Source organism: Kluyvera intermedia, from assembly GCF_021440345.1.
GTDB classification, from domain to species: domain Bacteria; phylum Pseudomonadota; class Gammaproteobacteria; order Enterobacterales; family Enterobacteriaceae; genus Kluyvera; species Kluyvera intermedia_A.
This window is the reverse complement of sequence record NZ_JAKCNS010000037.1, coordinates 1-24,401: the sequence shown is the minus strand read 5'-3', so window position 1 is coordinate 24,401 and position 24,401 is coordinate 1. Positions and strand designations below refer to the sequence as shown.

The window sequence follows — 24,401 nt, the reverse complement described above, 5'->3', positions numbered from 1 at the left end:
CTAATCCTTTGTAACTCATAAACATACGGAAAACGAATAGCCCTACTACACCCTATCAACCGACAATTTTGACTCAGAGGATTCGGAAAACTCGCACATTGCTACGGTGCCAACGGACATTTCCGAATTTTCGCAGTAACAATCACTCTGTCACAAATGTAATATCGTCTTTTTTAGCATGGACGAATTCGTACTGTAATGTCCGGTCTAGCCCCTGAGACAAAGTGTATGGGGCAACAAAACCAGAACTATGTACCTTCGTCGCATCAAATTGGGTCGTTGCGCAGAATTTCTTCACGCGTACCGAGCTGATCGCATACTTTTTCCCCGTCACCTTGCTAAGCAAATCAAAGCAAAAACCACCCAACATGCCCGCTACGTAAGGGAGATGAACCGATGGGATTTTTTTATTGAGGCTTTTTTCAACTTCAGACACCAGCTGGTTCATGTTGAGATCCGGCTTATCAACGTAGTTGTAAACCTCATATCCCGTCTGAACGTTGCAAAGTTTATATTTGATAAACTCGACAATATTACCAACATAAGCCATTGATTTATAGTTAGTACCGGAACCTACCATGGCAAATTTTCCGCCAGCAATCTGCTTCAGCAAATTGTAGACGTTGCCACGGTTACGCTCGCCGAAAATCACCGTTGGGCGAACAATCGTCAACGAACGCTCTGCAGGGGCTTTGTTGAACCACTCACGCAGTACTTCCTCAGCCTGCCATTTGCTTTTGCCATAGTGGTTAAATGGATCCTGCGGATGATTTTCATCCGGATTAACCTTGTTCAGACCATATACCGCAACGGAACTGGTAAAGATAATGTTTTTAACACCGCTTTTGTCCATTGCCGCGAGCACATTGCGCGTCCCCTGCACATTGACATCGTAGTATAGCGAAGTTGGGTTCACGTCATCACGGTGTTCAGCAGCAAGCAACACGACGGTATCAAACCCGGAAAATGCTGCATCCATGCTATCCTGGTCACGAACATCAGCGATTTCACTGATCTCAGGGAAGAAATGACTCTGCTGCTTATCTACGTTTTTGATGCGAAAATCATCTTTAACCAGCTCAATCAAGCGGGTCCCAACAAAACCTGACGCACCCACAAAGCAAACTTTATCATTCATAATCATTTAACGAGTTTCATGCCGTATGCATTTAAAGGACAAAAACCCTCCCGCAGGAGCCGTTCTCATTGACCTAGTGTTAATTTCTATCAATCAGACAATTATAATCTTTTGATAAATGATATCCAGTATAGAAATGTCAGACAAAGCCATAGGCCGCATTTTCATCGCTTCTGAGGTAGTGAGAAGTTCACTTTTTCAACATTAACCACCCGCTGGTCAACATGGTCTATATCCACCGATGGCTGCCCTTTCTCATTCACCGCCGTGACGTTGGCCATCGACAGCAGCGTGTCATCGCGCGCCATAAACTTCCCGCGTACGTCCTTACGTAAGTCAAAGTTGATCTGCAGCGCTGCACCGCGAGCCGACTCCTGCATCACATTGATATTGCGTAGGAAAAAGTGCTGTGGTTTGTTATGAATCTCAAGCGCGGCGCGCTTCATGGTGAGGTTGGTGATGGAGACAAACGAGGGGTTGTTACCAGATGAGATCTGAATCCCCCGTACGTTATAAGCCAGCTGGCTATTATCCAGCTGTATATTATTCAGACGGAAGTTTTGCGGTATAGACAGATAGTTACCTTTGATAACACCATAGCCAATTAACATACCGGCACTATTAACCATATCAATACCATCGATAACGAAATTATCACATCCGTATATCGCGACCGTGGCATTATCTATTCCCGCCTTCTTGCTGAAATCCGGCGTGATATTGCTGGCTTTCACATTGCGGATAATAAAGTGTTTGCCATTTTCGACGTGAACCAGCTGTCGGCAGTTGCTGCCGGTGATGTTGGCAACAACGAAATTTTTGACCGCCTGCTCTTCCGGATAACCATTATCGTAGGTGCTGCCCGCAAGACCAATGCCGATACCCCAGTTCACTTTACCGTTGGTGCAGTCGATATGGTCGATAACGTGGTCGGAGATGAGAATATTGCGATCGTGAATCGCCACGTTCCACTCAATCGCATCACCCTGTAGGTAGCTAAAGTGGCAGTGGGTGATGTTGACATCGACCCACTGATTATGGAATCCCTGGCGCAGAATGCCGTAGTTGGCTTTGGTGATAGTCAGGCGGGTAATGGTCAAATTGCGCATCTGATTTTTATCCTTGCCGCCGATAAATATCTGCGCCACCGGCCCATATCCGCTCATGTTCAATCCGGCGATAGTGCAATCGCCGCCGCGCACGTCGAGGGAAATGTTGTGCAGGCTCGCCGTACCGCTACCGATAATCTGGCAGCCTTTTTGTAAAATAAACCGGCCACGACCGTTGCCTTTCAGGCCACCGGCAATATGCAGCGTTTTCCCGGCAGGGATGGTGATAGCCGTATTGATGTTATCGCAGATAACTTCTGCCGGGACGATGACGGTGTCCGCGCGGCTAAAGGCGTCATTGAATGCCCGGATCCAGTCGTCGCTTCGCAGGAAATCACGAATATCGGCAGCAGCACTCTTCCCCGCTGCTCGCGCGCTGGCGACGGGAAGCACCGGCAGAGCGGCGGCAAGCGTCGCCCCAGCGGTCAGAAAGTAGCGTCGGGTTAAGGTATGCATCAAGCCTCCTTAGCAAAGCGTGTGCAGCAGGCCAGCAAGCTGGCGGTTAATAACCTGCTGATTAAAATCGGTTTCCACTTTGGCGCGTGCGCGCGCCAGTACCGGCTCGAGACTTTGTTCATCCATCCGTCCTAATACCCGTAGCTTTTCGGCCAGCGCCCTGGCATCGTTCTCATCCACCAGCCAACCTGAATGACCGGAGTCGATCAGTTCCGGAATACCGCTGTGTACGGTGGACAGCACCGGGATCCCTACCGCCATCGCTTCCATCAGCGCCACCGGGATCCCCTCCATATCGCCGTCTGCACCGGTAATCGACGGCAGCAGGAAAACATCCGCGTCATCAAGCATCGCCTTCACCTCGTGGCTCGGCTTAAAACCAGACATCTCGACCCGGTCTTCCAGTTGATATTGCTCAATCAGCGTGCGCAAGCGGCGCTCCCATGGCCCAATGCCAAGAATGCGGTAACGGAAATTAACCCCCTGCTCTTTCAATTGCCGACAGGCTTCAATCGCCACATGTAGCCCTTTTTTCTCGGTCAAACGCGCTACGGAGATAATTTGCAAACATGCGTGCGGCGCTTTTAGTGGACGCAGGGCGAAACGCTCCATATTGACGCCCATACGCGAGACGGTGATTTTATCCGTCGGGCACCCCATCGCCTGCAGGCGGTCGGCCCACAGCTGGCTTATCGGCAGCATCATGTCACCGCGGCGGAACAGCTGTTGATATTCACCGGTGTAATGGTTCAGCACTTCGCGGCTGGAAATATCGATCCCGTGGAACACCGTGGCAATTTTGCCGCGAATGACGCCCAACTCGCGTAGCTTCGCCGCGGTAACTCCCGCGGGGCCAAAGTGTGCGATAAACACATCCGCCTCAATGGGCGACGGTGTACGACTGCATATGGATGACAGAATGAGGTTACGCGCCTCCTGGCCGTAGCGCTGCGTATTGAGCGCCCGCCAAACCGCAGGGCGATGCAGGCCACACAGGGTGCTGAACCCGCGATAGCGCAGCTTCGCCAGCGCCGTCGGCGGCTCATCCTGCAACCAGCGAACTTTTTCCGCCAGCCGGTACTGGGTATAGGCCGCGTGGGTGTTAGTCAAATCGCCCTTCTGCAAGGCGACAATCTCAACATCATGTCCCATCTCAATAAACGCCACGATCTGGTTTAAGACGAACGTTTCGGACGCTAACGGGAATTTGAGCAGGAAGAAACTGACTTTCATCGGCCCTCCCGGATGCGATTTAACACCGATTCAATCATGGTAAAGCCTTTCTGACGCTCGCCCTCCACCGCCGTGGCCACGCGTTCACCGATTGCCGGCAGCTGATTGAGCATATCGGCCACCACGCCCTGCATCGAGCCATCCAGCAGATGACGAATATCAATCGCCATCTCCGGCATCCCCAGCTGCTGCATAATGCCGGCGGATTTGTGCTCGTAGTTAATGGCGATAGCCGGCGTGCCAAAGTTCATCGAGATAATGGCCGAGTGCAGGCGAGTACCGATGGTCAGTGAACACGAGGCGAGAATTTTGCCAATCTCCACGTCGTTTAATTCATCCATGGCGATATGGAAGTGTTCGCGGTTTTCAACATACTGCGACATGCGTAGCGCCACCATGCGGTCATCGCGGTTGTAGCGGTCGATGCTGGTACAGGTCGACAACGCCAGCACCTGGTAGCCGTCGGCAATCATGCGGTTTACCACTTCGGCAAAGGCTTTTTCATAGGCCTGCTGGGTCGTACCCAGGCGTTTATCAAACGGTTCCAGCTCGCGCAGGGTGATCGCCACGGTTTTACGCTGCGCGGTCAGATTCAGCCAGTGCTGCACCGCATAGCTCGGTTCAAAGCTGTCGTTACGGTGTTCCACCAGCCAGGCGGTGTCGACGCCCTGCTCCACCTTGCGGGTATCAATCTGCGCTTTCACCATCAGCTCGCGGCTGACGGTTTCGCGCAGAATTAATGCATTGGTGCGGCCAAAGGCATAGTTCGCCAGCTGGTTGAAGTCCGGGTTCTGGAACGGCCCCACGCTGTGACCAATCATGTAGATAGGCTTGTTGGCCATAAAAGCGCACAGCGGATATTCGAAGTGCGTCAAACCATAAAGATCGACGTAGTTCGACCCGCCAACCTGGATAATCGCATCATAGTTGCCAAGAAAACGCACAAACTCATGAAATTCTGGCGCAATTTCAAAGTTGCGCAGCTTGCCTTCGCCGGTGACTTTGGCCAGCAAAATTTTGTGCTGGAAGCGACGGCGCAGCACCTTCTTGACGCGCCCACTGACACCCGGTGCCGCCTGCTGTTTCTGGCTAAGCTGATACAGCGGATCGGCGATAATCTCACGCCCCTGCAACCAGGAGGAACTTGTCGGGAAACGGCTCATCACATCCATCTCAACGTCCGGCTGCTGGCGGAGTATCGCATCGAGCAGACCACGCATAATGGCGCTATCGCCGCGGTTGCCGCAGGTGTGGTTTCCCAAAATTAATAATTTCATCATGGCCTCATCAAAGGGGTTTCAAGCAAATCAATTAGGAACACGTAATAACGTCTTCAATTTGTCGCTCCGGCAGAGCGTTTTTTTAAGTTCAATCAACAGACTGTCGCGGGACAGCACCACCACCAGCGCGAAGCTCATCACGCCGGCCAGTACCTGTAGCCCCAGCAGCAGCGGCAGCGACATGCTGCCCTCAAGCAGCCGGCCGACGGCGTAGCTGGTGACAAGCGTCGGCAGCGACAACCGCAGCGGCAGCCACAGGCTGCGCAGGTAGTCGCGGTAGCTGGCGCCCAGTACCGGTTTAATCATCACGAAATAGCTCAGAATGGTGTTGATGATCTGTACCAGCAGGAAGCCTAAGGTGACGCCAATCGCGCCGCCGAGCTGCCCGCCGATAATCACCGCTGGAATAAACAGAAAGGTTTTAAACACGTTGAATTTAAAGCTGATGTCGACCCGCGCTTTCGCCATCAGCAGCGAACCAATCGGGTTGCCGACCGAACGCAGCAGCCCCACAACGCACAGCAGCTGCAGGATAGGCACGATATGCAGCCATTTTTCGCCGAACACCAGCGGCACGAAGTTATTGCTGACCACCATCAGCCCCAGCAGCGCCGGGAAATTAATAATCCCTACCACCGACAGCAGCTTGTAGAAGTTAATCCGCAGCTTGTGGTTATCGTCCTGAATTTTGGCGAAGGCCGGAAACAGCACGCGGGTGATTATCGGGTTAAGCTTCATTGGCGGCACCACCGCCACGTTGTAGGCCAGGTTGTAGCCGCCGGCCACGCTGGCGCCAAGAATGCGCGCCAGGGTCAGCGTCGACAGGTTGGTATTGACGTAGTTAATGATGCTATCGGCGGTCAGCCATGCGCCAAAGCGCAGGTTTGGCATCACGGCACTAAGCGAAAAATGCAGCCCCGGGCGGTAGATTTTGCGGCCAAAATAGCCAAACAGCAACGTACGCACCGCGCTGTTGACCAGATAACCGAGAATAGCGGTCATCGCCAGCGGCCAATAGCAGGCGCTGATTACCGTAAAGGTAAACCCGGACAGCACCGCGGCGGTTTCAATCGAACCAATCTTGTTAAACTCCAGCTCTTTTTGCATTAACGCACGAAACTGCTGGCCATGGGGGATAACCACAAACGCCAGCGACAGCGTTTTAATCAACGGCGCCAGATCCGGGTTATGCAACACGCGGGCAATGGTATCGCTCAGCAGATAAACCGCCGCACAGACCACCAGCCCTAGCCCTACGTTCAGCCAGTAGAGCGTGGTCAGTTCCAGATGGCTAATTTGTTTGCGCTGGATAATCGAGTTGGCGATACCAAAATCTGACAGCGTATCCGCCAGCGCAATGATCACCAGCGATACGGTCAGCAGGCCAAACTGGTGGCCGTCAAACAGCCGCGCCAGCACGGTCATCTGCGCCAGCCCCAGACCAATAATCACCACCGTTGCCATCGCCGACCATTTCGCGCCGCTGATGGTTTTTTCTCTCAGGCCCATGTCACTTCCTCAATAGGCTGCTTTGTTGACAAAGCCTTTGAATACCGTCAGGAACACAATGCGGATATCGAGCCACAGGCTCCATTCGCGGATGTACTCCAGATCGAACTCCACCCGTTTTTCCATTTTTTCGAGCGTATCGGTTTCACCGCGCCAGCCGTTGATCTGCGCCCAGCCGGTGATTCCAGGTTTTACTTTGTGACGCAGCATGTAGCCCTCAATCAGCTGACGGTACTGCTCGTTATGCGCCACCGCATGCGGGCGCGGGCCAACGATGGACATGCCGCCGGTAAGCACATTGATAAACTGCGGCAGTTCATCGAGCGAAGTGCGGCGCAGGAAGTTACCGACACGAGTCACGCGCGGGTCGTTCTGTGTCGCCTGGGTGACTACCGCATCGTTCTCCATCACCTTCATCGAGCGGAACTTCCACACTTTGATAGGCTTACCGTCCATGCCGTAGCGGGTCTGGCGGAAAATAATCGGCCCCGGCGAGGTCAGCTTCACCGCCAGCGCGATGCAGCACAGCGCCGGTGAAATCAGCAGCAGAATGCACATCGCCAGTACGATGTCTTCAAGGCGCTTGATGATGCGGTTGACCCCGGACAGCGGCGTGTCATACAGCGGTACCAGCGGAATACCGTTAACCACTTCCACCCGCGAATGAAGAATATTGAAGGTGAATACATCCGGGATCAGCAGTACCGAACAGGTGGTATCGGCCAGGTCGCGTACCAGATTTTTGATATCGCTCTCTTCCTGCATCGTCATCGAGATATAAACGTTGTGAATTTTGCCGCTGCGGGCATCGTCGCGTAGCTGCTCCAGGTTGCCCATCCAGTCGGCATTCACGCCGCCGGGTTTGGCGTCGTAATAGCTCCCCACCACTTCATAGCCAAGCCACGGCTGGTTGCGGAAACTCTCCAGCAGCTCCTGGCCTTCCGGCATATCGCCAGCCACCGCCACGTAGCGGGTGTTGTATCCCCGGTGACGCAGCACGCCAGCGCCATAGCGAATGAACACCCGGCTTGCCAGCATGCCGGTGGTGCTCAACAGATACCACGCCAGCCACATGCCAAAGTTGGTATTGAAGTCGTCGTTGAATGCCAGCAGCCCGGCGGCAAACACCAGGCTCAACGTCCAGTTCTGCAACAGCAGCAGTAGCTCCGTGGTGATATGCACACCGCGCCATGAGCGATAAAAATCAGTGATCCCGCCAATCATCTGGAACACCGCCAGCGTGACCAGCGCCATCAGCAAATGCAGGTACAAAAATGGCAACGCGACGGCCTGACATACCAGCCATAGTCCACCTAACATGATGGTGATGTCTGAAAAACGCTGCACCATTGAGATTAACGATGCATTCGTTTTGGCTCGTTCGCGCTTTTTTAGAGTCGTCATCGTTGGTCCTATTTCGTCAATTACCCCCTCACCCGCCCCTCCCCCCAAAAGGGCGAGGGAGAAAACCGTTTACCACAAAGCCTTGAACGGTCCCCTCCCACCAAAAGAGAGAGAAAGCCGTTTGCCATAAAGGCCCGAACGGTTCCCTCTCCCCCGTGGGGAGAGGGTTAGGGTGAGGGGAATAACAATTACTGATTCAGCAACGCCAGAATGTCCTGCGTTCGCGCCTGCATCAGCGGTGAATTACCGCGCGACTCCACGTTCAATCGCACCACCGGCTCGGTGTTGGAAGAACGCAGGTTGAAGCGCCAGTCGGCAAACGCCAGGCTGATGCCGTCGGTGCGGTCAATCTCTAGCGCACTACCCGCGAAATGAGCCTCTACGCGGGCAATCGCCGCGCCCGGCTCCGCCAGTTTGCTGTTGATCTCACCGCTGGCCGGGAAGGCCGCCATTCGGTCACGCACCAGCTCCCCCAGCGTTTTGCCCTTCAGGCACAGCAGTTCACTGACCAACAGCCACGGGATCATGCCGCTGTCGCAGTAGGCGAAATCGCGGAAGTAGTGATGGGCGCTCATCTCGCCGCCGTACACCGCATCGTCCTGACGCATGCGTTCCTTAATAAAGGCATGGCCGGTTTTTGACATCACCGGCGTGCCGCCCGCCGCCGTCACCACATCGACGGTGTTCCAGGACAGGCGCGGGTCGTGAATGATGCGCGCGCCGGGGTTCTTCTCAAGGAAGGCTTCCGCCAGCAGGCCAACAATGTAGTAGCCCTCGATAAACTGCCCTTTCTCGTCGAACAGGAAGCAGCGGTCAAAATCACCGTCGAAGGCGATGCCCATATCAGCACCGTATTTGATCACCGCATTGCGGGTGTCATCGCGGCACTCCGGCAGCAGCGGGTTGGGAATACCGTGGGGGAAAGTGCCGTCCGGGGTGTTATGGACTTTAATCAGGTTCACCGGCACGTTCAGCGCCTTAAAGCGGGCTTCCAGCGCATCAATCACCGGGCCTGCCGCGCCGTTACCGGAGTTGACCACCAGCTTCAGCGGCGTCAGATTTTTGACGTCGATATAGCCCAGCAGGTGGTCGATATAGGCGTCCTGCAGATTGATTTTCTGGTAGCTGCCGCGTTTGTTTTCATCCACCGGCGGGAAGTCATTGGCCTCGGCCAGCCGCTGCACATCGCGCAGGCCGGTGTCGCCGCTGATCGGACGCGCACCTTCACGCACCAGCTTCATGCCGTTGTAGTCCATCGGGTTGTGGCTGGCAGTCACTTCAATGCCGCCGTCGACGCCGAGATGGAAAGTGGCAAAATAAATTTCTTCGGTGCCGGAAAGGCCGATGTCCAGCACATCTACGCCCGCATCGCGCAGGCCGCGTGCTAACGCCATCTTCAGCGCTTCGCTGGTAAGACGCACATCGCCGCCCAGCACGATGGTTTTCGGCTTCAGGTATTCGCCGTAGGCGCGGCCAATGCGCCACGCAATATCTTCGTTGAGCTCTTCGCCCAGCTTGCCGCGAATGTCGTAGGCTTTAAAACAGGTTAATTTTTTCATGTTCTTACCTTTCTTCAGGCAACAGTTGGCCCTGACCACAAGGGCCACACTTTTTACGATTCATGATTTGCCGAAGGGCGCTACGCCCCCGGCGCGGTCAGCGCGTTAAACTCGCCCGTAGCGGTCCTGGAAACGCACCACGTCGTCCTCTTCCAGATAGGCACCGGAGCGCACTTCAATCAGGTCGAGCGGGATTTTCCCCGGGTTTTCCAGGCAGTGGGTGACGCCGAGCGGAATGTAGATAGATTCGTTTTCGCCCAGCAGTTTGATCTCATCATTAAGGGTAACTTTGGCGGTCCCGGCCACCACGATCCAGTGTTCTGCCCGGTGATGATGCATCTGCAGCGACAGCCCTTCGCCCGACTTCACGGTGATACGCTTCACCTGATAGCGGTCGCCGGAGTCAATCGAGTCATATTTCCCCCACGGGCGATAAACCTCGCGGTGGATGTGGTGTTCGTGACGGCCATCGGCCTTAATTCTCTCGACCACCTTTTTCACGTCCTGCACCGCGTTGCGATCGGCGATAAGCACCGCGTCTTTGGTTTGCACCACCACCAAATCCTTTACCCCGACGGTCGTCACCAGCCCCGATTCGGCGTAAATGTAGCTGTTTTCCGTTTTGTGGCTGATAACGTCACCGTGGTGGACGTTGCCTTCCGCCGTTTGGGTGCTAATTTCCCATAGCGATGACCATGAGCCGACGTCGCTCCAGCCTGCGTCCATCGGTACCACCACCGCATCAGTGGTACGTTCCATCACCGCATAGTCGATGGACTCATCCGGGCAGCTCAGGAAGGCTGCTTCGTCGACGCGGATAAAATCAAGATCCGGGTCGGTGATGTCCATGGCTTTCTCGCAGGCGCTCAGGATGTCCGGACGGTATTTCCCCAGCTCTTCCAGGTAACGGCCAGCACGGAACAGGAACATGCCGCTGTTCCAGTAGTATTCGCCGCAGGCCACGTACGCCTGGGCCGTTTCAAGATTGGGTTTTTCGACAAACTGCGCCACTTCAAAGGCCAGCGTATCTTCAACGCCCGGGCTCACCTCGCCGCGACGGATGTAGCCGTAGCCGGTTTCCGGCAGCGACGGCACGATACCGAATGTCACCAGCTTGCCGCTTTCGGCATACGGCGTGGCTTCACGTACCGCAGCGCGGAATGCGTCTTCATTTTGAATCACATGATCCGCCGCCAGCACCAGCATCAGCGGGTCGTTTTCCGGTTCACGGCGTTTCGCCGCCAGCGCCGCCAGCGCAATCGCCGGGGCGGTATTACGGCCCGCCGGTTCCAGAATGATATTTTCGGTCAGCTTGTTCAGCTGACGCAGCTGCTCGGCGACGATAAAACGGTGTTCCTCGTTGCAGATAACCACCGGGCTTGCGCACTTCACGCCTTGCAGGCGATTAACCGTCGCCTGCAGCATGGTCATATCGCCCTTCAGGCACAGGAACTGCTTAGGATAAAGCACTCGGGACAACGGCCACAGGCGGCTGCCCGAGCCACCGGCCATCACGACCGGGAAAAGCGTAGATTGACTCATCGTTTAACCCCGAATATCAGCAATAAATTGGTTAAGAACGTGCTCTTTATCGAGCGCGCGTTCTGCCCAGGTTCGGGCGACAGTATTCTGTTTTGGCATCATCAGCGCCTGTTCAATCCCTTCGACCAACGCCGGGACCGACTCCGGCGTGACGCACACGGCGATGCCCGGATTGTCCTCGCACAGCTGGCCCAGCTCGGTTGGCGCTTCGGCGGTAATCACCGCATTACCGCCGACCGCCAGAATATTGGTCAGCTTCGACGGCAGCACGGCATCGGCCGCGCCGCGCTTTTGAATCACCAGATGGCAATCTGCAATCGCCAGCAGCGCCGGTAAATCTTCATACGATTGCAGCGGCAGAAACTTGACGTTCTCCAGCCCGCGTTCAGCGGCCAGTTTTTCCAGCCGCGCTTTGCCGCCGCCCTGGCCGACAATCACAAACTGCCACGGCTGTGCGCGGAGCTGGTCGGCGGCGTCAATCACGCTCTCCAGCCCCTGTTTTTCCCCGATATTGCCGGAGTAGAGAATAATTTTGCGCGCGTCGTCTAACCCCAAACGCTGGCGCAGAGCGATAACCAACGTTTCCGGGACGTCGCGGAAACGGGTGACTTCCGACCAGTTCGGGAAGAAAATCACTTTTTCTGCCGGAACGCCTTTTTCACAGGCTTTGTTCATCATCGAACGCGAGATCGTCGACACGTTATCGACGTTATGCAGACCGCTGCGTTCAAACGCGCTGGCGAGCTTCGCCACCTTGCCGGACTTCCCTTTGCCCGCCATCCCCAGACCGAGCATGGCGTCCACTTCATAATCCTGAATATGCAGCAGCGTACGCGCACCGGAGAGCTTCGCCAGCAGGCGCATACCCGGCGTGCAGAACAGCGTGGGTACCACGCCGATAATGCGATCCGGCTTCCAGCGACGCTGGGCCATTAGCGGGAAGAAGCTGCTCAGCGCAAAGCTGCCCAGATGCATTAAACGCTTGAGGGTCGACGGCTGCTTCGGTACGTACAGCGGGCAGCGCCACACGGTGGCATCACCCTCTTCCCGACGGTAGCGCCAGCTTGAGTAATTCACGCCAACCTGCCATTCCGGGTAGTACGGCGGTGCGGTAATCACCCGCACCTCATGGCCCTGACGCGCCATCCACTCGACCATTTCGCCGGTGTATTTGCCGATACCGGTCAGTTCAGGCGAATAATTGATGCCATACACCAGAATTTTCATAGACCCGGCACCTCGGCCATTTTGTCGACGCGGAAATAGGCGCGGCTGTTGTCATGAACGTTGTCGGTCTCGAGCAGCGCCTGCGGCGTCAGCCAACGGTATTCATTATGCTGAGCCACCGGCAGCGTGAGCGCGTCGGCACCCACCTGCAGACGGAATCCCAGCACGATGTAGTGGGTGGAGAAATCCGTGCCGGAGAAGTTGTCGTCATAGAAGTGCTGCCATACGCCGTGGAAGCGGCCCGCCGTCATCGGCAGGCGCAGCCCCAGTTCGGCTTCCGTCAGACGGGCAAACGCCTCGGCCAGCGGTTCATCTTTCTGTACCCGACCGCCCGGCACGAACCAAAACCCCTGCGCTGGACGGTTATTGCGTTTGCCCAGCAGAATCTCGCCCTGCGCGTTCTCGACGATCAAATCGATAGAGATAAGCGGCGTAGACTGTACGACGGTGGCAAAAGCGTGCTGGCTCAGAAACATGAGTTACCCCCGGAAGCGCTGCTGGTTTTCTAAAAACCACTGGTAGGTGCTGGCAAGGCCGGCTTCCAGTGAGATTTCGTGGTACCAGCCCAGCTGATGCAGACGCGAAACATCCAGCAGTTTGCGCGGCGTGCCGTCAGGTTTGGTGGCGTCGAACACCACCCGCCCCTTAAAGCCCACCACTTTCGCCAGCGTCTGCGCCAGCTCGCGGATGGTGCAGTCCACGCCGGTACCGACGTTGATGTGCGACAGCATCGGCTGGGTGTTTTCCAGCCATACGCTGCGATCCAGCTCCATCACGTGGATACTTGCCGCCGCCATGTCGTCAACGTGCAGGAACTCACGCATCGGCGTACCGCTGCCCCATACCACCACATCGCTGGCGTTTTGTTGCACAGCTTCGTGGAAGCGGCGCAGCAGCGCCGGGATCACGTGTGAATTGCTCGGGTGGAAGTTGTCGTTCGGCCCGTACAGGTTGGTGGGCATCACCGAGCGATAGTCGCGGTTATGCTGACGGTTGTAGGATTCGCACAGTTTGATACCGGCGATTTTGGCAATCGCGTACGGCTCGTTAGTGGCTTCCAGCGTCCCCTGCAGCAGTTCGCTTTCGTGCATTGGCTGGTTGGCCATCTTCGGGTAGATACACGATGAGCCGAGGAACAGCAGCTTATTCACGTTATGGCTATGCGCCGCGTGAATAATGTTGCTTTCGATCATCATGTTCTCGTAGATGAAATCCGCCGGGAAAGTGTTGTTGGCGACAATGCCACCCACCTTCGCCGCCGCCAGATACACCTGGTCAATGTTTTCGCGAGCGAAAAAGTCATTCACCTCGCGGCTGTCCAGCAGGTTCAGCTCATCGCGGCGGCGCAGAACCAGATCCACATTACCGCGCTGCTCAAGCTGTCGAACAATGGCCGAGCCCACCATTCCCCGGTGGCCCGCCACAAAAATACGTTGTCGGGTCATACTCAGGACTCCAGCGCGATCGCCACTTCGTAGCCGTGGGATTTCAGAAGAGAATGTTTCTTCGCGGCTTCCAGATCGTTAGCCACCATTTCAGAAACCATTTCCTTCAGGGTGATTTCCGGTTTCCAGCCCAGCTTCTCGTGCGCCTTGGTTGGGTCACCGAGCAGGGTTTCCACTTCCGCCGGACGGAAGTAGCGTGGATCGACGGCCACCATTACGTCGCCCGGCTTCACGCCCGGTGCATCGTGACCGGTGACGGAAACCACAATCCCCTTCTCTTCCACACCGGTGCCTTCAAAGCGCAGTTTGATTCCCAGCTGTGCGGCGGACATTTCGACGAACTGGCGCACGGAATACTGCACGCCGGTGGCAATCACGAAATCTTCCGGCTTCTCCTGCTGCAGCATCATCCACTGCATTTTCACGTAGTCTTTGGCGTGGCCCCAGTCGCGCAGGGAGTCCATGTTGCCGAGATACAGGCACTTCTCAAGGCCCTGGGCGATGTTGGCAATCGCGCGGGTGATTTTACGGGTCACGAAGGTTTCACCACGACGCGGGGATTCATGGTTGAACAGAATGCCGTTACAGGCGTACATGCCGTAGGATTCGCGGTAGTTGACGGTAATCCAGTATGCGTAAAGCTTGGCAACCGCATACGGCGAGCGCGGGTAAAACGGGGTGGTCTCTTTTTGCGGAATTTCCTGCACCAGGCCGTAAAGCTCGGAGGTGGATGCCTGATAGAAGCGAGTTTTCTTCTCCAGCCCTAAGAAGCGAATGGCTTCCAGCAGGCGCAGCGTCCCCATAGCATCGACGTCGGCGGTGTATTCCGGAGATTCGAACGACACGGCAACGTGGCTCATGGCGCCCAGGTTATACACCTCGTCCGGCTGCACCTCTTTAAGAATACGCGTCAGGTTCGAGCTGTCGGTCAAATCGCCATAGTGCAGGTGAAATTTCGGGTTGCTGCTGTGCGGATCCTGGTAGATGTGATCGACACGTTCGGTGTTGAAGGAGGAAGCACGACGTTTAATCCCGTGAACTTCATATCCTTTTTCCAGCAGCAGTTCCGCCAGATAAGAACCATCCTGCCCGGTTACGCCGGTAATAAGTGCGACTTTCGACATTATATTTTTCCTCAATATAGTCCCGTTTAGGGAGTAACTTTCTCTACGCGTTCGCGCGTGACCACTGCGGGATTGCCACGACAAATCATATTTGCCGGTAGCGATTTAAAAACGCTGCTGCGGGCACCGACTATCGTGCCGTCGCCTATGGTTATACCGGGAGCAACAAACACATCCGTTGCCAGCCAGCATTTTTCACCGACCACTATTGGAGCGGCATGAATATCAAAATGTTCGCTCTGATAATCATGACTGCCGGTGCATAAATAACATTTCTGCGAGACGACTGAATTAGCACCAAGGGTAATATTCCCCAAGGTATACAGCACTGCGTCATCACCCACCCAGGCATAATCACCGATGGTTAATTTCCATGGATAAGTAATTTTCACCGATGGGCGAATTACTACGTTTTTTCCTATTTTTGCACCAAACAGGCGTAATAAAAATGCGCGCCAGCGGTAGAGTATCTGCGGTGACCAGGCGAATAACGTGGCCTGTACCGCCCACCAGATTTGGACTTTAATGCCTCCTTCGCCGCGAAAACCGTTAGGGACTTTGAACCCTGATAATTCCTGCATCCTATTTCCTTACGCTTTGTTATACAGTGCCTTGGCTTTACCGGTGGTGCGCAGGCGTAATAAATAAGATAATTCTGTCAGCACCGTCGGAAGACGTAATATTTCGCGCTGAACTTTTTTCGCATCCTGGCACAGTTGCAAATTATTGGTGGTGGATACGCCACCCATTGAAAACTCTGAAACCAATCCTTTTATGCGTTTAAACCCATAGCCCGCTTTATACATTCTGGCAGTTAAGGCGTAATCCGAAGACACACGATACTGCACGTCATACGGGTATTTTTTTAGCCCGCACAGCGGAAAGAAAATCGCCTGATGGCTGGCCGGTAGGCTGTGGTAAATATACCACCCGCGCTTGGCACTGCGGCGCACCTGATGACCATCGCCAAAGTCCAACATCGCATCGCCGAGGAACATCGCATCGTCATTCTGGCCACGCAGCTGGCGGACAAACTGCGCCACCTCAGGATGAAAGCTGTCGCCGGAATTGAGGAACAGCACAAACTTGCCGTTGGCCATGCGAATGCCTTTATTCATCGCGTCATACAGGCCTTTATCCGGCTCGCTGACATAACGTAACTGATACTGGCCATTACGTTTTTCGAGAAATTCTGCCGTGCCGTCCTCCGAGCCGCCGTCAACCACAATCCACTCAAAGGTCAGGCTCGGATCCCCCGCCAGATGCGCCAGCGAACGCCAGGTTTTCACCACCCCTTCGTAGTTGCGAAAGGCGACGGTAACCACACTTAACAACATGTTTCACCTCATCTGCTATCAGCAATATTCAGCGCTTTACGCAGAATAAAAGGACAAACAATTAAAAACGCATATTCCGGGCTAAATATCGAACCGGTAAAAAATAATGATATCGGCGTGAAAAGATACAGCTGCACGGCGAAATTGCGATTATTCCCAAATGCGTTAATAAACAATTTAAAAACGTAATGCAGATAGCCAGCAGTTAATATCACCGCAAACCATGAAAAATAAATCATTAACAGGTACAGACCATTGTCTATGGTTTTTCCGACATCCGCACCGTTAAATATTCCGAATGATGCAACATATTCGTAAAGAGATCCAAAGCGAATGACCCCATCAATGCTTGTCAATGAGTAACCGACCATCACCAATGGACCAATAATACGGTAATACGATGACGAACCTTCCGTACCCAAATCACCAAGCCGCGTTGCAATATATGGAAAAGCAAAGACCAGACCAACTAAAAACACGCCCAGCGAGATAATTGCCAACGGCAGTTTTTTCTTAATCGCTTCTTTGTTCAGATACTGGAATGCCCACTCCAGCAGGTAGAACAGGATAAATGTCATTACCCCAGAGAACGACCCAGAAAGAATTATCCCTGCCAGAATCATAGCATCAGACTTCGGCGTTTTGATACCAAACTGTTTGATGCAAAGCCAAATTGAGATTAATGCCAGAGCGAAGAATGCCGGTTCAAAATAAAGCGCCGTAGTACGCTTACCGCCAAATTTGATGAAATTCAGTACATAGCTATTACTGTACATAAGATATTTCGAAATTATCTCAATCAGACTACTGCCGCCAAACAGAATAATCTGCGCCATCTCGAGGGCTGCCAGCAGCACAATAATGGTAATCACCACATAGAAGAAACGCAGGATCTTACGATGGTTATGCGGCGAAATGGTTTTAAAGCGAATGCTCCAGACCATGCCGATAATTATCACGATGTAGACAAACAGCATCGTCGAGGTGACGTATTTGCTCGGATCCAGCGATTGACCAAACACGTAGTTAAACAGCGTCAACCCCACGCCCAACCCCAGCGCAATCATCAGTTTTTTGAGGTTGATGCGTTCAACAAACAGCAGCAGCAGTGCAGGCAGAAAGGTGACGATGGTAATCGGGAAGCTCTCGCCCAGCTGCGCCAGTTTAACGTTAACCAGCAGGTAGATTAACGGCAGCAGCAGATAGCTACAGACTCTGATAGAACGAGACATATTCCTCCAGCATCTGTTGCCCACTGTAGGCCTGACGGCTGCGCGCGCTAAAACGCTCAAGCGTGGTGCCGAACACCGCCTGCGCAATGTCCGCTTTTGGCAGCTGCACCAGCGCCAGCGCTTGCGCTTCATCCACGGTCTGGCCGCCGGATTTTTCCAGCACTTCTTTAGCGGCATCGCTGTGGGTCGCAATCACCGGCACGCCAATGGAAAGCGCTTCGCAGAGGATCAGCGGATAGTTATCGACCCGCGAGCTAAACAGCAGCGCATCCAGCGGGTTCAGTTCACTCATCAGCTGGCGTTTATCGGTCAGAAAGCCGTGGTTCACCACGTTGTCACCGCTGAACGGCGAGAATTTGCCGAAGGTATGGACTTCCACTTTGTCGCCAAGGGCGATGATATCGCGCACCAGCTGCTGATTGGTTTTACCGTCATAGCGCAGGTCGTGCGCCACCACGGCAATTTTTGGCCGCGTGGCGCTGGCTTTGATAGGCGTCAGCTCGGCCAGAATCGCTTCGGTCGCCACGTCAATGCCGTTATTGATTATCTGACAGCGCCCTGCCCCGTAGAGGCTATTAAACGCCTCGGCGACGTGCTGACTTGGCGAGATAAAGCGGCAGCCGAGCGCCAGCATCTGGCGGAACAGCTGGCGTTTTTCATCCACTAAATGGTGCGCGCGGTCGACTTTCACCGGCGGATAGTTGTCGAGCGTCGGGCATTTCTGGCAGCCGTTCTTCCAGCCTTCGCAACCGTCTAAAAACGCGCAGCGCCCGGTCACGCTCCAGTGGTCATGCAGCGTCCAGATAAAGGTGACGTCGCTTTTATGCCCTTTCACGCGCTCGCAAAAATTCACCACCTCGGCCAGGTTCAGCCAGTAGCTGTGCATCACGTGAAAATGCAGCACCACCGGGCCATCCAGCCGTGTCACCTGGCGATAAAGGTTGTTCAGATTGCCAAACAGGTCGCGATTGAACAGGCGGAACAGCGCCAGATTGGCGACCGACGTCAACCGGGCGGTCTGCTTCACCACCTGCGGGTAGCGGTCGTGGCTGACGCTCTTTTTGCCACCTTTACCGTAGCCGTAAACAAACGTTGAGCTAAGCCCCTGACGCAGCGCGCGCTGATGTAAGTCAAGCGCGACGCCCGCCGCCCCGCCTTCGGCCAGGCGAACATTGAATTGCAGAATATTCATTTAATTACCTTCACTCGCGCTTTTTCACCCACCACCAGCGCATTATCGGGAACGTCGTCCAGCACCACGCTGCCGGCGCCGATAGTGACGTTATTGCCGATGCGGATACCGCCGATAATCACCACGTTGGCGCCAAGCTCGACGCCGTTACCGAGGGTGGGACAGTCAAGGCTGTTGGGGCCACGGTTGCCCAGCGTAATGCCGTGGCGGATGGTAAAGTCGTCCCCCGCCACCACGTTTTTGTTAATCACCACCGCGTAGCCGTGATGAATGGTGAAGCGTCGGCCAATGGTCGCCGCGGCCTGAATTTCATAACCGAAAAAGCATTCGGTGATGATGCGGTACAGCACCAGTACCGGCGCCGCCCACAGATTGTTGAGGACGTTTTTTTTGCGCCACACCGAGCAGAAGTGAGCCATGCGATAGGCCATCACCATGCAGCAGGGACGCAGGCTCCAGCTGTTTGCGCGTAAGTCTTCCAGCAGCATTATTTACTCCGTAATCCATCGACCCAGCGTTTGCCGTTGCGCACCGACAGCAGCGTGATAAACGTCTTCCACGTCATGCGTTTATTGCGGATCTGGTACAGGGTAAACAGTTGGTATTTCTTGCTGGCACGGTCGAATTTCTCTTTGTGCTTACGGTAAAAGCTAAAGTAGCCAGAGAACTTTTTCGGCGAAGAGGTGATCTGCATTTCGCCGTGGTTAACGTGAAGAATTTGCGTTGCGGCTTCAATTTTCCACGGCTCACCGTAGGCCACCACCATGCGCAGGAAGATGTCATAGTCCTGCGCCGCCTTCAGTTCGGTATCGAACAGACTCTCCTTAAAGCGCCACGCCCAGCTAAAGACCTGGTTGCCGATAATGTTGCGCTTATAAAACAGCGGCCGGGAAAACGGTGATTTCGGGTACAGCGGCAGGCTGGCAGGCTGCGAGTAAACCTCGCCTTCGCAGACATAATCGTTGGCATATAAAAACGCATGGCCCATTAGCTGCTGCTTATGTTCAAGAAAAATCGAGAGGCGATTCGGCGTCCACTCATCGTCATCGTCGATGCCGGTAATAAACTGGCCTCTGGCCTGCAAGATGGCCTGGTTGCGTACCGCGCAGGCCCCGGAGTTAAAATCGTTGCGGGTGTACTGCACGCGTGCGTCATTGAGTTCGTCCACGAACTGCTGGAGCTGTTCGTAGTTGCTGGAGCAATCATCCACGATGATCATCTCCCAATGGGGATAGTCCTGGCGCAGAATGGATTTGATCGCGCGGATCGCCAGCTGCTGGCGATTCCAGGTTGGCATATAGATGGAGATCAATGGGTTATCTGTGGTCATTAGGTATCCCCGAATAAGCGGTTGAGCGGTGTTTCCCTCACCCTGCCCCTCTCCCCAGAGAGAGGGACGGGTGGGGAACAAAGGTTATTTCGAGTCCGACTGATACTCGTATTCGTAGTAGCCGTAATCCTGATAGCCGGTCGCGCGGCGGAAAATGGAGTTGAGGATCACCCCTTTCACCGTGATGCCGTTTTGCTCAAAGCGGTTCAGGCTTGTTTCGACTTCCTTAAGGGTATTCACCGCATAGCGCGTCACCATCAGGGAGGTTCCGGCATGGCGGCCGACGATGGCGGCGTCGGTAACGGCCAGAATCGGCGGCGTATCAATCAGTACTAGGTCATAGTTTGCCGAGCCCCACTTCAGCAATTCGCTAAAGCGTTCGCTCATCAGCAGCTCTGACGGATTCGGCGGCACCTGACCGCGCGGAATAAGGTCCAAATTGGCAACGGTCGTACGTTTCGCGCTACTTTCGATCGTCGCTTTACCGACCAACACATCAGACAGGCCGTTGTCGTTGGTGGTGCCCAACAGTTCGTGGGAGTAGCCTTTGCGCATATCACAGTCGATCATCAGTACGCGTTTATGGGTTTGACTAATCACCGCCGCGAGGTTGGCGCAGACGAAAGTTTTACCGATAGACGGGCTGACCCCGGTCATCATCAGCACGTTGTTCTGCGCCTGCATCATGGCAAAGTGCAGGCTGGTGCGCAGGCTACGGATGGCTTCAATCGCCAGGTCGGTTGGGTTCCCCACCGCCAGCAGCTGGCTCTGCTTATAGCGCTTCACGCCGTTTACATTTTTCACGCTGTCATGGGATTTTTGCCATTCCGAAAGCGGAATGCTGGCGTACACGTTGATCCCGTGTTCTTCCAGCACCTGCGGGCTTTCGATACCGCGGTTAAACAGCGATCGCAGCAGCACGCCAACAATAGAGAGCATCAGGCCAAGAATAATGCTGCCCAGAATAATCAGCGCTTTCTTCGGCTTCACCACGCCCGGCTGGGTAATCGCCGGGTCGACGATACGCACATCGCCCACGGTGCTGGCTTTGGTGATTTTCAGCTCCTGCTGTTTATTCAGCAGCTGCATATAGACCTGCTGACCGGACTCCACATCGCGTGTCAGGCGCACAATTTCCTGCTGGGTTTTCGGCATCGCGGTGACGCGCTGGCTGAGCTTCGCTTTCTCATCTTCCAGCGCCCGACGCTTTTCCAGCAGCGTGCGGTAAGCCGGGTGAATGCGGGTGTAGAGCTTGGAGATTTCGGCTTCGCGAAAGGTCAGTTCATTAAGCTGGGCATCAATGTTGACCATGGAGTCGAGCACCGATTTTGCTTCCAGCGGCAGATCCACGGAGTCCTTTTGCTGGCGATAGGCGTTGAGTTTGTTTTCGGCAACATCCAGCTGGCTACGCACCTGCGGCAGCTGCACTTCGAGGAATTCAAGGCTCTTTGCCGCCTCTTCCGATTTACGCGCCACGTTCTGCGCCACGTAGTTGCGGGCGATGCTGTTGAGAATGTCGCGGATCTGGTCTTTATCTTCACCGACCATATTGAGCGTCAGCACGCCGGAATCCTTACCGTCTTCCGTTACGCTGAGGCTGTTTTGCAGGGTGTTGATCATGCCCAGCGTCGAGTATTTGGTCAGCGTAAAGCTGGCGCCATCGTGGGCGGCAATACCGGCAACCACCAGCGATACGCCATCTTTGTTCACCGCCTCACCCACTTTGCCTTCGACGCTGAAACTATCATCGTTGCTCAGTCGGTAGGTCGTCGGGCTTAAAACCTCCAGCGTAAAAGTGCTGTCAGCCATCGCCACCGGGCGATTAAAGGTGGTGACTTTCACCGTCTCGTTCTGACGTCCCATCAGTCGTTCCCAGCCGGCACCCAGAATGGGGAACGTGTTCTTACTGACCGCAATATCCAGGTCCAGATCGTCGACGGTTTTCCCCAGCACCAGGCGGGAGGTGATCATCTGGATTTCCGCCTCGGAGGCCGGCGGCTTGCTGGTTAACGCGTTGCTAATATCCTGCACCAGCGCGCTGCCCTGATTTTGCTCAATACGCACCAGCGCATCGGCGCTGTAAATCGGCGTGGCGAACAGGGTATAAACAATCGCCGCGGCGGCAAAGACGGCGGTTATACCGAGAACCCACCATTTCGCTTCAATGACCGTGCCAACCAGGCGACCAATATCAATCTCATCGCCGCCCGAGACCGGCGGACTTATCTGTTTTACTTTATCTGTCATGGTTATCCCTGCTGTGCTTTCAGCGCCTGCGCCCACTGGGCAGCTGACCTGTCGAGTAACTGGTACACCGCTTCAAAGGCCTCGCGGCTTTTGCGATACGGATCGGGAATATCGCGTTCGTTATCCCAATGACCGAAAAGCATGACTTTGCCGCGCATCTCCGGCGCCATTTCATGCAGGGTGGCGATATGCCGTTTCTCCATCGCCAGAATCAGATCGTACTCCCGGCACATGCGCCCGGAGAGCTGGCGCGCACAGTGGCCGTCGAGAGAAACATCGTGCGTCGCGGCCACGCTGGCGGCGCGTTCATCCGCCGCTTTCCCCACCAGCGCCCCTAGCCCCGCCGACTCAACGGTCATCTGCGGCAGATGGCTTCTCAGCAGCCGTTCAGCCGTGGGGGAACGACAGATGTTCCCCACGCAAACCACAAGAATTTTGTTAAACATGTCGGTTACCAGGTGTGAATGTCTTTCGCCGAGTCGGTCATGTAGCGAACGCCACTGATGGTCGGCAACAGTTGGTTGATCAGACGGTTCCAGCGGGCAACCGGCGCGGTCGTGACGTACACCACGTCATACGGCTGGAGGATAAAGTTGGTCGCCATCACCAGCGAGGTCGCATCGGACATATCCAGCTGATAGATGTTGGCCATCTTGCCGCTGTTGCCCTCTTTGGTTGGGCGAATCACGAAGATGCCGCTGGCATCGGAGGTGCTCAGGTCGATACCTTCTGCCTGACCCAGCGCTTCGGTCAGCGTCATGCCGCTGAAGTCCATTTTGAGGGTGCTCTGTTTTTTCACTTCGCCCATCACGAAGACTTTCAGGTCATCGTTACGCGGCACAAACAGAATGTCGCCGGGATAGAGCAGACGGTTCTGGCTGAGATCGCCGTTTTGCATCAGCGCCTGGACGGAGATTCGCTGCTCGCGGCCATCGTGGGTCAGCACCACGTTGCGCCAGTCGGCAAGCTCGCCAAGACCGCCTGCGGCGTTGAGCGCATCCAGTACGGTCAGCGGGACGTTGGTAATCGCCTGCTGGCCAGACTTAGCCACCTGGCCCGAGACATAGACTTTCTGCGAACGGAAAGCGGCGACGTTAACATCCACCTGCGGGTCGGTGATGTAAGCCGCGAGGCGCTGGGTGATAGTCTGGCGAATTTCGGCCAACGTGCGGCCTTTCACCTGAACCTTGCCGATATACGGATAGAAAATGGTGCCATCAGGCTGCACCCAGTTGCCGGTATCACTCGAGCTACGGTACTGCCCCGCCGGGGTCGTCAGCTCCGGGTGATCCCAAACGGTGACGTTCAGGACATCGCCTGAGCCTACGCGATACTGGTAATTGCTTAACTCCTGATCCAGCGACATGTTAGGTTGCGCGACGTTAGGACGTGGGCGTAATTGTTCAATCAGTCGCGGGGTCAGCGGATAAACATTCACCATTCGGCCAATGTCATAATCAGCATCCTGCTGCTTAATCACATCTTTTCCGTAAGTAGACATATTGCTGCCTGGAAGGATGGTGCAACCACTCATCAAGCTTAACGACACCAATAATGGCATCAATTTTAGTTTGGATTTCATCATTGATTATTTATCACTTTGGCAGAAAAATTATCCTGTGCGAATTAAATTAATCCGTACCATTTGATTACCCGAGCATTCACCATGCATTTAATTCCCGGTGAATATAACTGGCATATATCCTAAAATAGATTGGATTCATCCGCAGGCTATTGACAGAATAATCGAGACTTTGCTTTATGCCTTCAGGCACGCTACCGCCCCTGGCTTCCAGCTACCAATTCACCTTAAAATCATGTTGTTATGTAGCGCAGGGCCAAGCCATAAAAGAATATGGAATATTTCTGGATATATATGAAGAAATTATCTTTGCCATCTGACTGCTTTATGAAAGCCAGCAATAACCATTTCATTCAATACCGAGGGAATTGTTGCAGCTAAGTGAATAGCAGGCAAGGTAAGGCTGACTGAAAGAATATTTTTAAGAATAATATTAAGACTAATAAGAACAATGG

The 24,401-nt window shown here is 54.6% G+C and carries 21 protein-coding genes; all 21 read right to left on the bottom strand.

Annotated elements, in window-relative coordinates; translation table 11 throughout:
• Nucleotides 1–142: 142 nt before the first annotated feature.
• The 21 genes from LZ634_RS11390 to LZ634_RS11290 all read right to left on the bottom strand — a co-directional run bounded on the left by LZ634_RS11390 (nt 143) and on the right by LZ634_RS11290 (nt 23,949).
• Nucleotides 143–1,138, bottom strand: coding sequence for an NAD-dependent epimerase/dehydratase family protein (locus LZ634_RS11390; RefSeq protein ID WP_234505039.1), 996 nt, complete (start codon nt 1,136–1,138; stop codon nt 143–145).
• Between the two features lie 164 nt (nt 1,139–1,302).
• The gene (gene wcaM / locus LZ634_RS11385; RefSeq protein ID WP_234505028.1) at nt 1,303–2,703 is read right to left on the bottom strand and encodes a colanic acid biosynthesis protein WcaM; all 1,401 of its coding nucleotides are present in this window, start codon (nt 2,701–2,703) and stop codon (nt 1,303–1,305) included.
• A 9-nt stretch (nt 2,704–2,712) separates the two neighbouring features.
• Nucleotides 2,713–3,936, bottom strand: a complete 1,224-nt coding sequence (wcaL, locus tag LZ634_RS11380; RefSeq protein WP_234505027.1) for a colanic acid biosynthesis glycosyltransferase WcaL — start codon at nt 3,934–3,936, stop codon at nt 2,713–2,715.
• A complete protein-coding gene (wcaK, locus tag LZ634_RS11375) occupies nt 3,933–5,213 on the bottom strand; it encodes a colanic acid biosynthesis pyruvyl transferase WcaK (protein ID WP_234505026.1) in 1,281 nt (426 codons plus the stop codon). The genes wcaL and wcaK overlap by 4 nt, the downstream gene beginning before the upstream one ends.
• Before the next feature lie 30 nt (nt 5,214–5,243).
• Nucleotides 5,244–6,725, bottom strand: coding sequence for an MOP flippase family protein (locus LZ634_RS11370; protein ID WP_234505025.1), 1,482 nt, complete (start codon nt 6,723–6,725; stop codon nt 5,244–5,246).
• Nucleotides 6,726–6,734: 9 nt separating this feature from the next.
• Nucleotides 6,735–8,129, bottom strand: coding sequence for an undecaprenyl-phosphate glucose phosphotransferase (gene wcaJ, locus LZ634_RS11365; protein ID WP_234505024.1), 1,395 nt, complete (start codon nt 8,127–8,129; stop codon nt 6,735–6,737).
• A 188-nt stretch (nt 8,130–8,317) separates the two neighbouring features.
• Complete coding sequence (cpsG, locus tag LZ634_RS11360) at nt 8,318–9,688, bottom strand: colanic acid biosynthesis phosphomannomutase CpsG (RefSeq protein ID WP_234505023.1); 1,371 nt, start codon at nt 9,686–9,688, stop codon at nt 8,318–8,320.
• A 105-nt stretch (nt 9,689–9,793) separates the two neighbouring features.
• Nucleotides 9,794–11,230 (bottom strand): mannose-1-phosphate guanyltransferase, encoded by a 1,437-nt coding sequence (gene cpsB, locus LZ634_RS11355; protein WP_234505022.1) that lies wholly within the window; start codon nt 11,228–11,230, stop codon nt 9,794–9,796.
• Between the two features lie 3 nt (nt 11,231–11,233).
• Complete coding sequence (gene wcaI, locus LZ634_RS11350; RefSeq protein ID WP_234505021.1) at nt 11,234–12,457, bottom strand: colanic acid biosynthesis fucosyltransferase WcaI; 1,224 nt, start codon at nt 12,455–12,457, stop codon at nt 11,234–11,236.
• Nucleotides 12,454–12,933: a GDP-mannose mannosyl hydrolase gene (locus tag LZ634_RS11345; RefSeq protein ID WP_234505020.1), complete on the bottom strand. Its 480-nt coding sequence runs from the start codon at nt 12,931–12,933 to the stop codon at nt 12,454–12,456. The genes wcaI and LZ634_RS11345 overlap by 4 nt, the downstream gene beginning before the upstream one ends.
• Before the next feature lie 3 nt (nt 12,934–12,936).
• Nucleotides 12,937–13,902 carry a GDP-L-fucose synthase gene (gene fcl / locus LZ634_RS11340; RefSeq protein WP_234505019.1) on the bottom strand — a complete coding sequence of 322 codons (966 nt, stop codon included), beginning with the start codon at nt 13,900–13,902 and terminating at the stop codon, nt 12,937–12,939.
• A 2-nt stretch (nt 13,903–13,904) separates the two neighbouring features.
• Nucleotides 13,905–15,026, bottom strand: a complete 1,122-nt coding sequence (gene gmd / locus LZ634_RS11335) for a GDP-mannose 4,6-dehydratase (RefSeq protein ID WP_234505018.1) — start codon at nt 15,024–15,026, stop codon at nt 13,905–13,907.
• A 26-nt stretch (nt 15,027–15,052) separates the two neighbouring features.
• Nucleotides 15,053–15,607, bottom strand: coding sequence for a colanic acid biosynthesis acetyltransferase WcaF (wcaF, locus tag LZ634_RS11330; RefSeq protein ID WP_234505017.1), 555 nt, complete (start codon nt 15,605–15,607; stop codon nt 15,053–15,055).
• A gap of 9 nt (nt 15,608–15,616) precedes the next feature.
• Nucleotides 15,617–16,363, bottom strand: a complete 747-nt coding sequence (wcaE, locus tag LZ634_RS11325) for a colanic acid biosynthesis glycosyltransferase WcaE (RefSeq protein ID WP_234505016.1) — start codon at nt 16,361–16,363, stop codon at nt 15,617–15,619.
• 8 nt (nt 16,364–16,371) lie between these two features.
• Nucleotides 16,372–17,595 carry a colanic acid polymerase WcaD gene (wcaD, locus tag LZ634_RS11320; RefSeq protein ID WP_234505015.1) on the bottom strand — a complete coding sequence of 408 codons (1,224 nt, stop codon included), beginning with the start codon at nt 17,593–17,595 and terminating at the stop codon, nt 16,372–16,374.
• Nucleotides 17,570–18,787 (bottom strand): colanic acid biosynthesis glycosyltransferase WcaC, encoded by a 1,218-nt coding sequence (wcaC, locus tag LZ634_RS11315; protein ID WP_234505012.1) that lies wholly within the window; start codon nt 18,785–18,787, stop codon nt 17,570–17,572. Before wcaC ends, wcaD begins: the two co-directional genes overlap by 26 nt.
• Nucleotides 18,784–19,272, bottom strand: coding sequence for a colanic acid biosynthesis acetyltransferase WcaB (gene wcaB / locus LZ634_RS11310; protein ID WP_234505037.1), 489 nt, complete (start codon nt 19,270–19,272; stop codon nt 18,784–18,786). The genes wcaC and wcaB overlap by 4 nt, the downstream gene beginning before the upstream one ends.
• 2 nt (nt 19,273–19,274) lie before the next feature.
• Nucleotides 19,275–20,117, bottom strand: a complete 843-nt coding sequence (gene wcaA, locus LZ634_RS11305; protein ID WP_234505007.1) for a colanic acid biosynthesis glycosyltransferase WcaA — start codon at nt 20,115–20,117, stop codon at nt 19,275–19,277.
• Nucleotides 20,118–20,201: 84 nt separating this feature from the next.
• Nucleotides 20,202–22,364, bottom strand: a complete 2,163-nt coding sequence (gene wzc / locus LZ634_RS11300; RefSeq protein WP_234505004.1) for a tyrosine-protein kinase Wzc — start codon at nt 22,362–22,364, stop codon at nt 20,202–20,204.
• A gap of 2 nt (nt 22,365–22,366) precedes the next feature.
• Nucleotides 22,367–22,810, bottom strand: coding sequence for a low molecular weight protein-tyrosine-phosphatase Wzb (gene wzb, locus LZ634_RS11295; RefSeq protein ID WP_234505001.1), 444 nt, complete (start codon nt 22,808–22,810; stop codon nt 22,367–22,369).
• 5 nt (nt 22,811–22,815) lie between these two features.
• Nucleotides 22,816–23,949: a polysaccharide export protein gene (locus tag LZ634_RS11290; RefSeq protein ID WP_234504998.1), complete on the bottom strand. Its 1,134-nt coding sequence runs from the start codon at nt 23,947–23,949 to the stop codon at nt 22,816–22,818.
• Nucleotides 23,950–24,401 lie beyond the last annotated feature (452 nt).

Coding starts and splice junctions, on each gene's coding strand:
- LZ634_RS11390 (WP_234505039.1), bottom strand. CDS start 1,138: ATGAATGATAAAGTTTGCTTTGTGGGTGCGTCAGGTTTTGTTGGGACC.
- wcaM (WP_234505028.1), bottom strand. CDS start 2,703: ATGCATACCTTAACCCGACGCTACTTTCTGACCGCTGGGGCGACGCTT.
- wcaL (WP_234505027.1), bottom strand. CDS start 3,936: ATGAAAGTCAGTTTCTTCCTGCTCAAATTCCCGTTAGCGTCCGAAACG.
- wcaK (WP_234505026.1), bottom strand. CDS start 5,213: ATGAAATTATTAATTTTGGGAAACCACACCTGCGGCAACCGCGGCGAT.
- LZ634_RS11370 (WP_234505025.1), bottom strand. CDS start 6,725: ATGGGCCTGAGAGAAAAAACCATCAGCGGCGCGAAATGGTCGGCGATG.
- wcaJ (WP_234505024.1), bottom strand. CDS start 8,129: ATGACGACTCTAAAAAAGCGCGAACGAGCCAAAACGAATGCATCGTTA.
- cpsG (WP_234505023.1), bottom strand. CDS start 9,688: ATGAAAAAATTAACCTGTTTTAAAGCCTACGACATTCGCGGCAAGCTG.
- cpsB (WP_234505022.1), bottom strand. CDS start 11,230: ATGAGTCAATCTACGCTTTTCCCGGTCGTGATGGCCGGTGGCTCGGGC.
- wcaI (WP_234505021.1), bottom strand. CDS start 12,457: ATGAAAATTCTGGTGTATGGCATCAATTATTCGCCTGAACTGACCGGT.
- LZ634_RS11345 (WP_234505020.1), bottom strand. CDS start 12,933: ATGTTTCTGAGCCAGCACGCTTTTGCCACCGTCGTACAGTCTACGCCG.
- fcl (WP_234505019.1), bottom strand. CDS start 13,902: ATGACCCGACAACGTATTTTTGTGGCGGGCCACCGGGGAATGGTGGGC.
- gmd (WP_234505018.1), bottom strand. CDS start 15,026: ATGTCGAAAGTCGCACTTATTACCGGCGTAACCGGGCAGGATGGTTCT.
- wcaF (WP_234505017.1), bottom strand. CDS start 15,607: ATGCAGGAATTATCAGGGTTCAAAGTCCCTAACGGTTTTCGCGGCGAA.
- wcaE (WP_234505016.1), bottom strand. CDS start 16,363: ATGTTGTTAAGTGTGGTTACCGTCGCCTTTCGCAACTACGAAGGGGTG.
- wcaD (WP_234505015.1), bottom strand. CDS start 17,595: ATGTCTCGTTCTATCAGAGTCTGTAGCTATCTGCTGCTGCCGTTAATC.
- wcaC (WP_234505012.1), bottom strand. CDS start 18,787: ATGAATATTCTGCAATTCAATGTTCGCCTGGCCGAAGGCGGGGCGGCG.
- wcaA (WP_234505007.1), bottom strand. CDS start 20,117: ATGACCACAGATAACCCATTGATCTCCATCTATATGCCAACCTGGAAT.
- wzc (WP_234505004.1), bottom strand. CDS start 22,364: ATGACAGATAAAGTAAAACAGATAAGTCCGCCGGTCTCGGGCGGCGAT.
- wzb (WP_234505001.1), bottom strand. CDS start 22,810: ATGTTTAACAAAATTCTTGTGGTTTGCGTGGGGAACATCTGTCGTTCC.
- LZ634_RS11290 (WP_234504998.1), bottom strand. CDS start 23,949: ATGATGAAATCCAAACTAAAATTGATGCCATTATTGGTGTCGTTAAGC.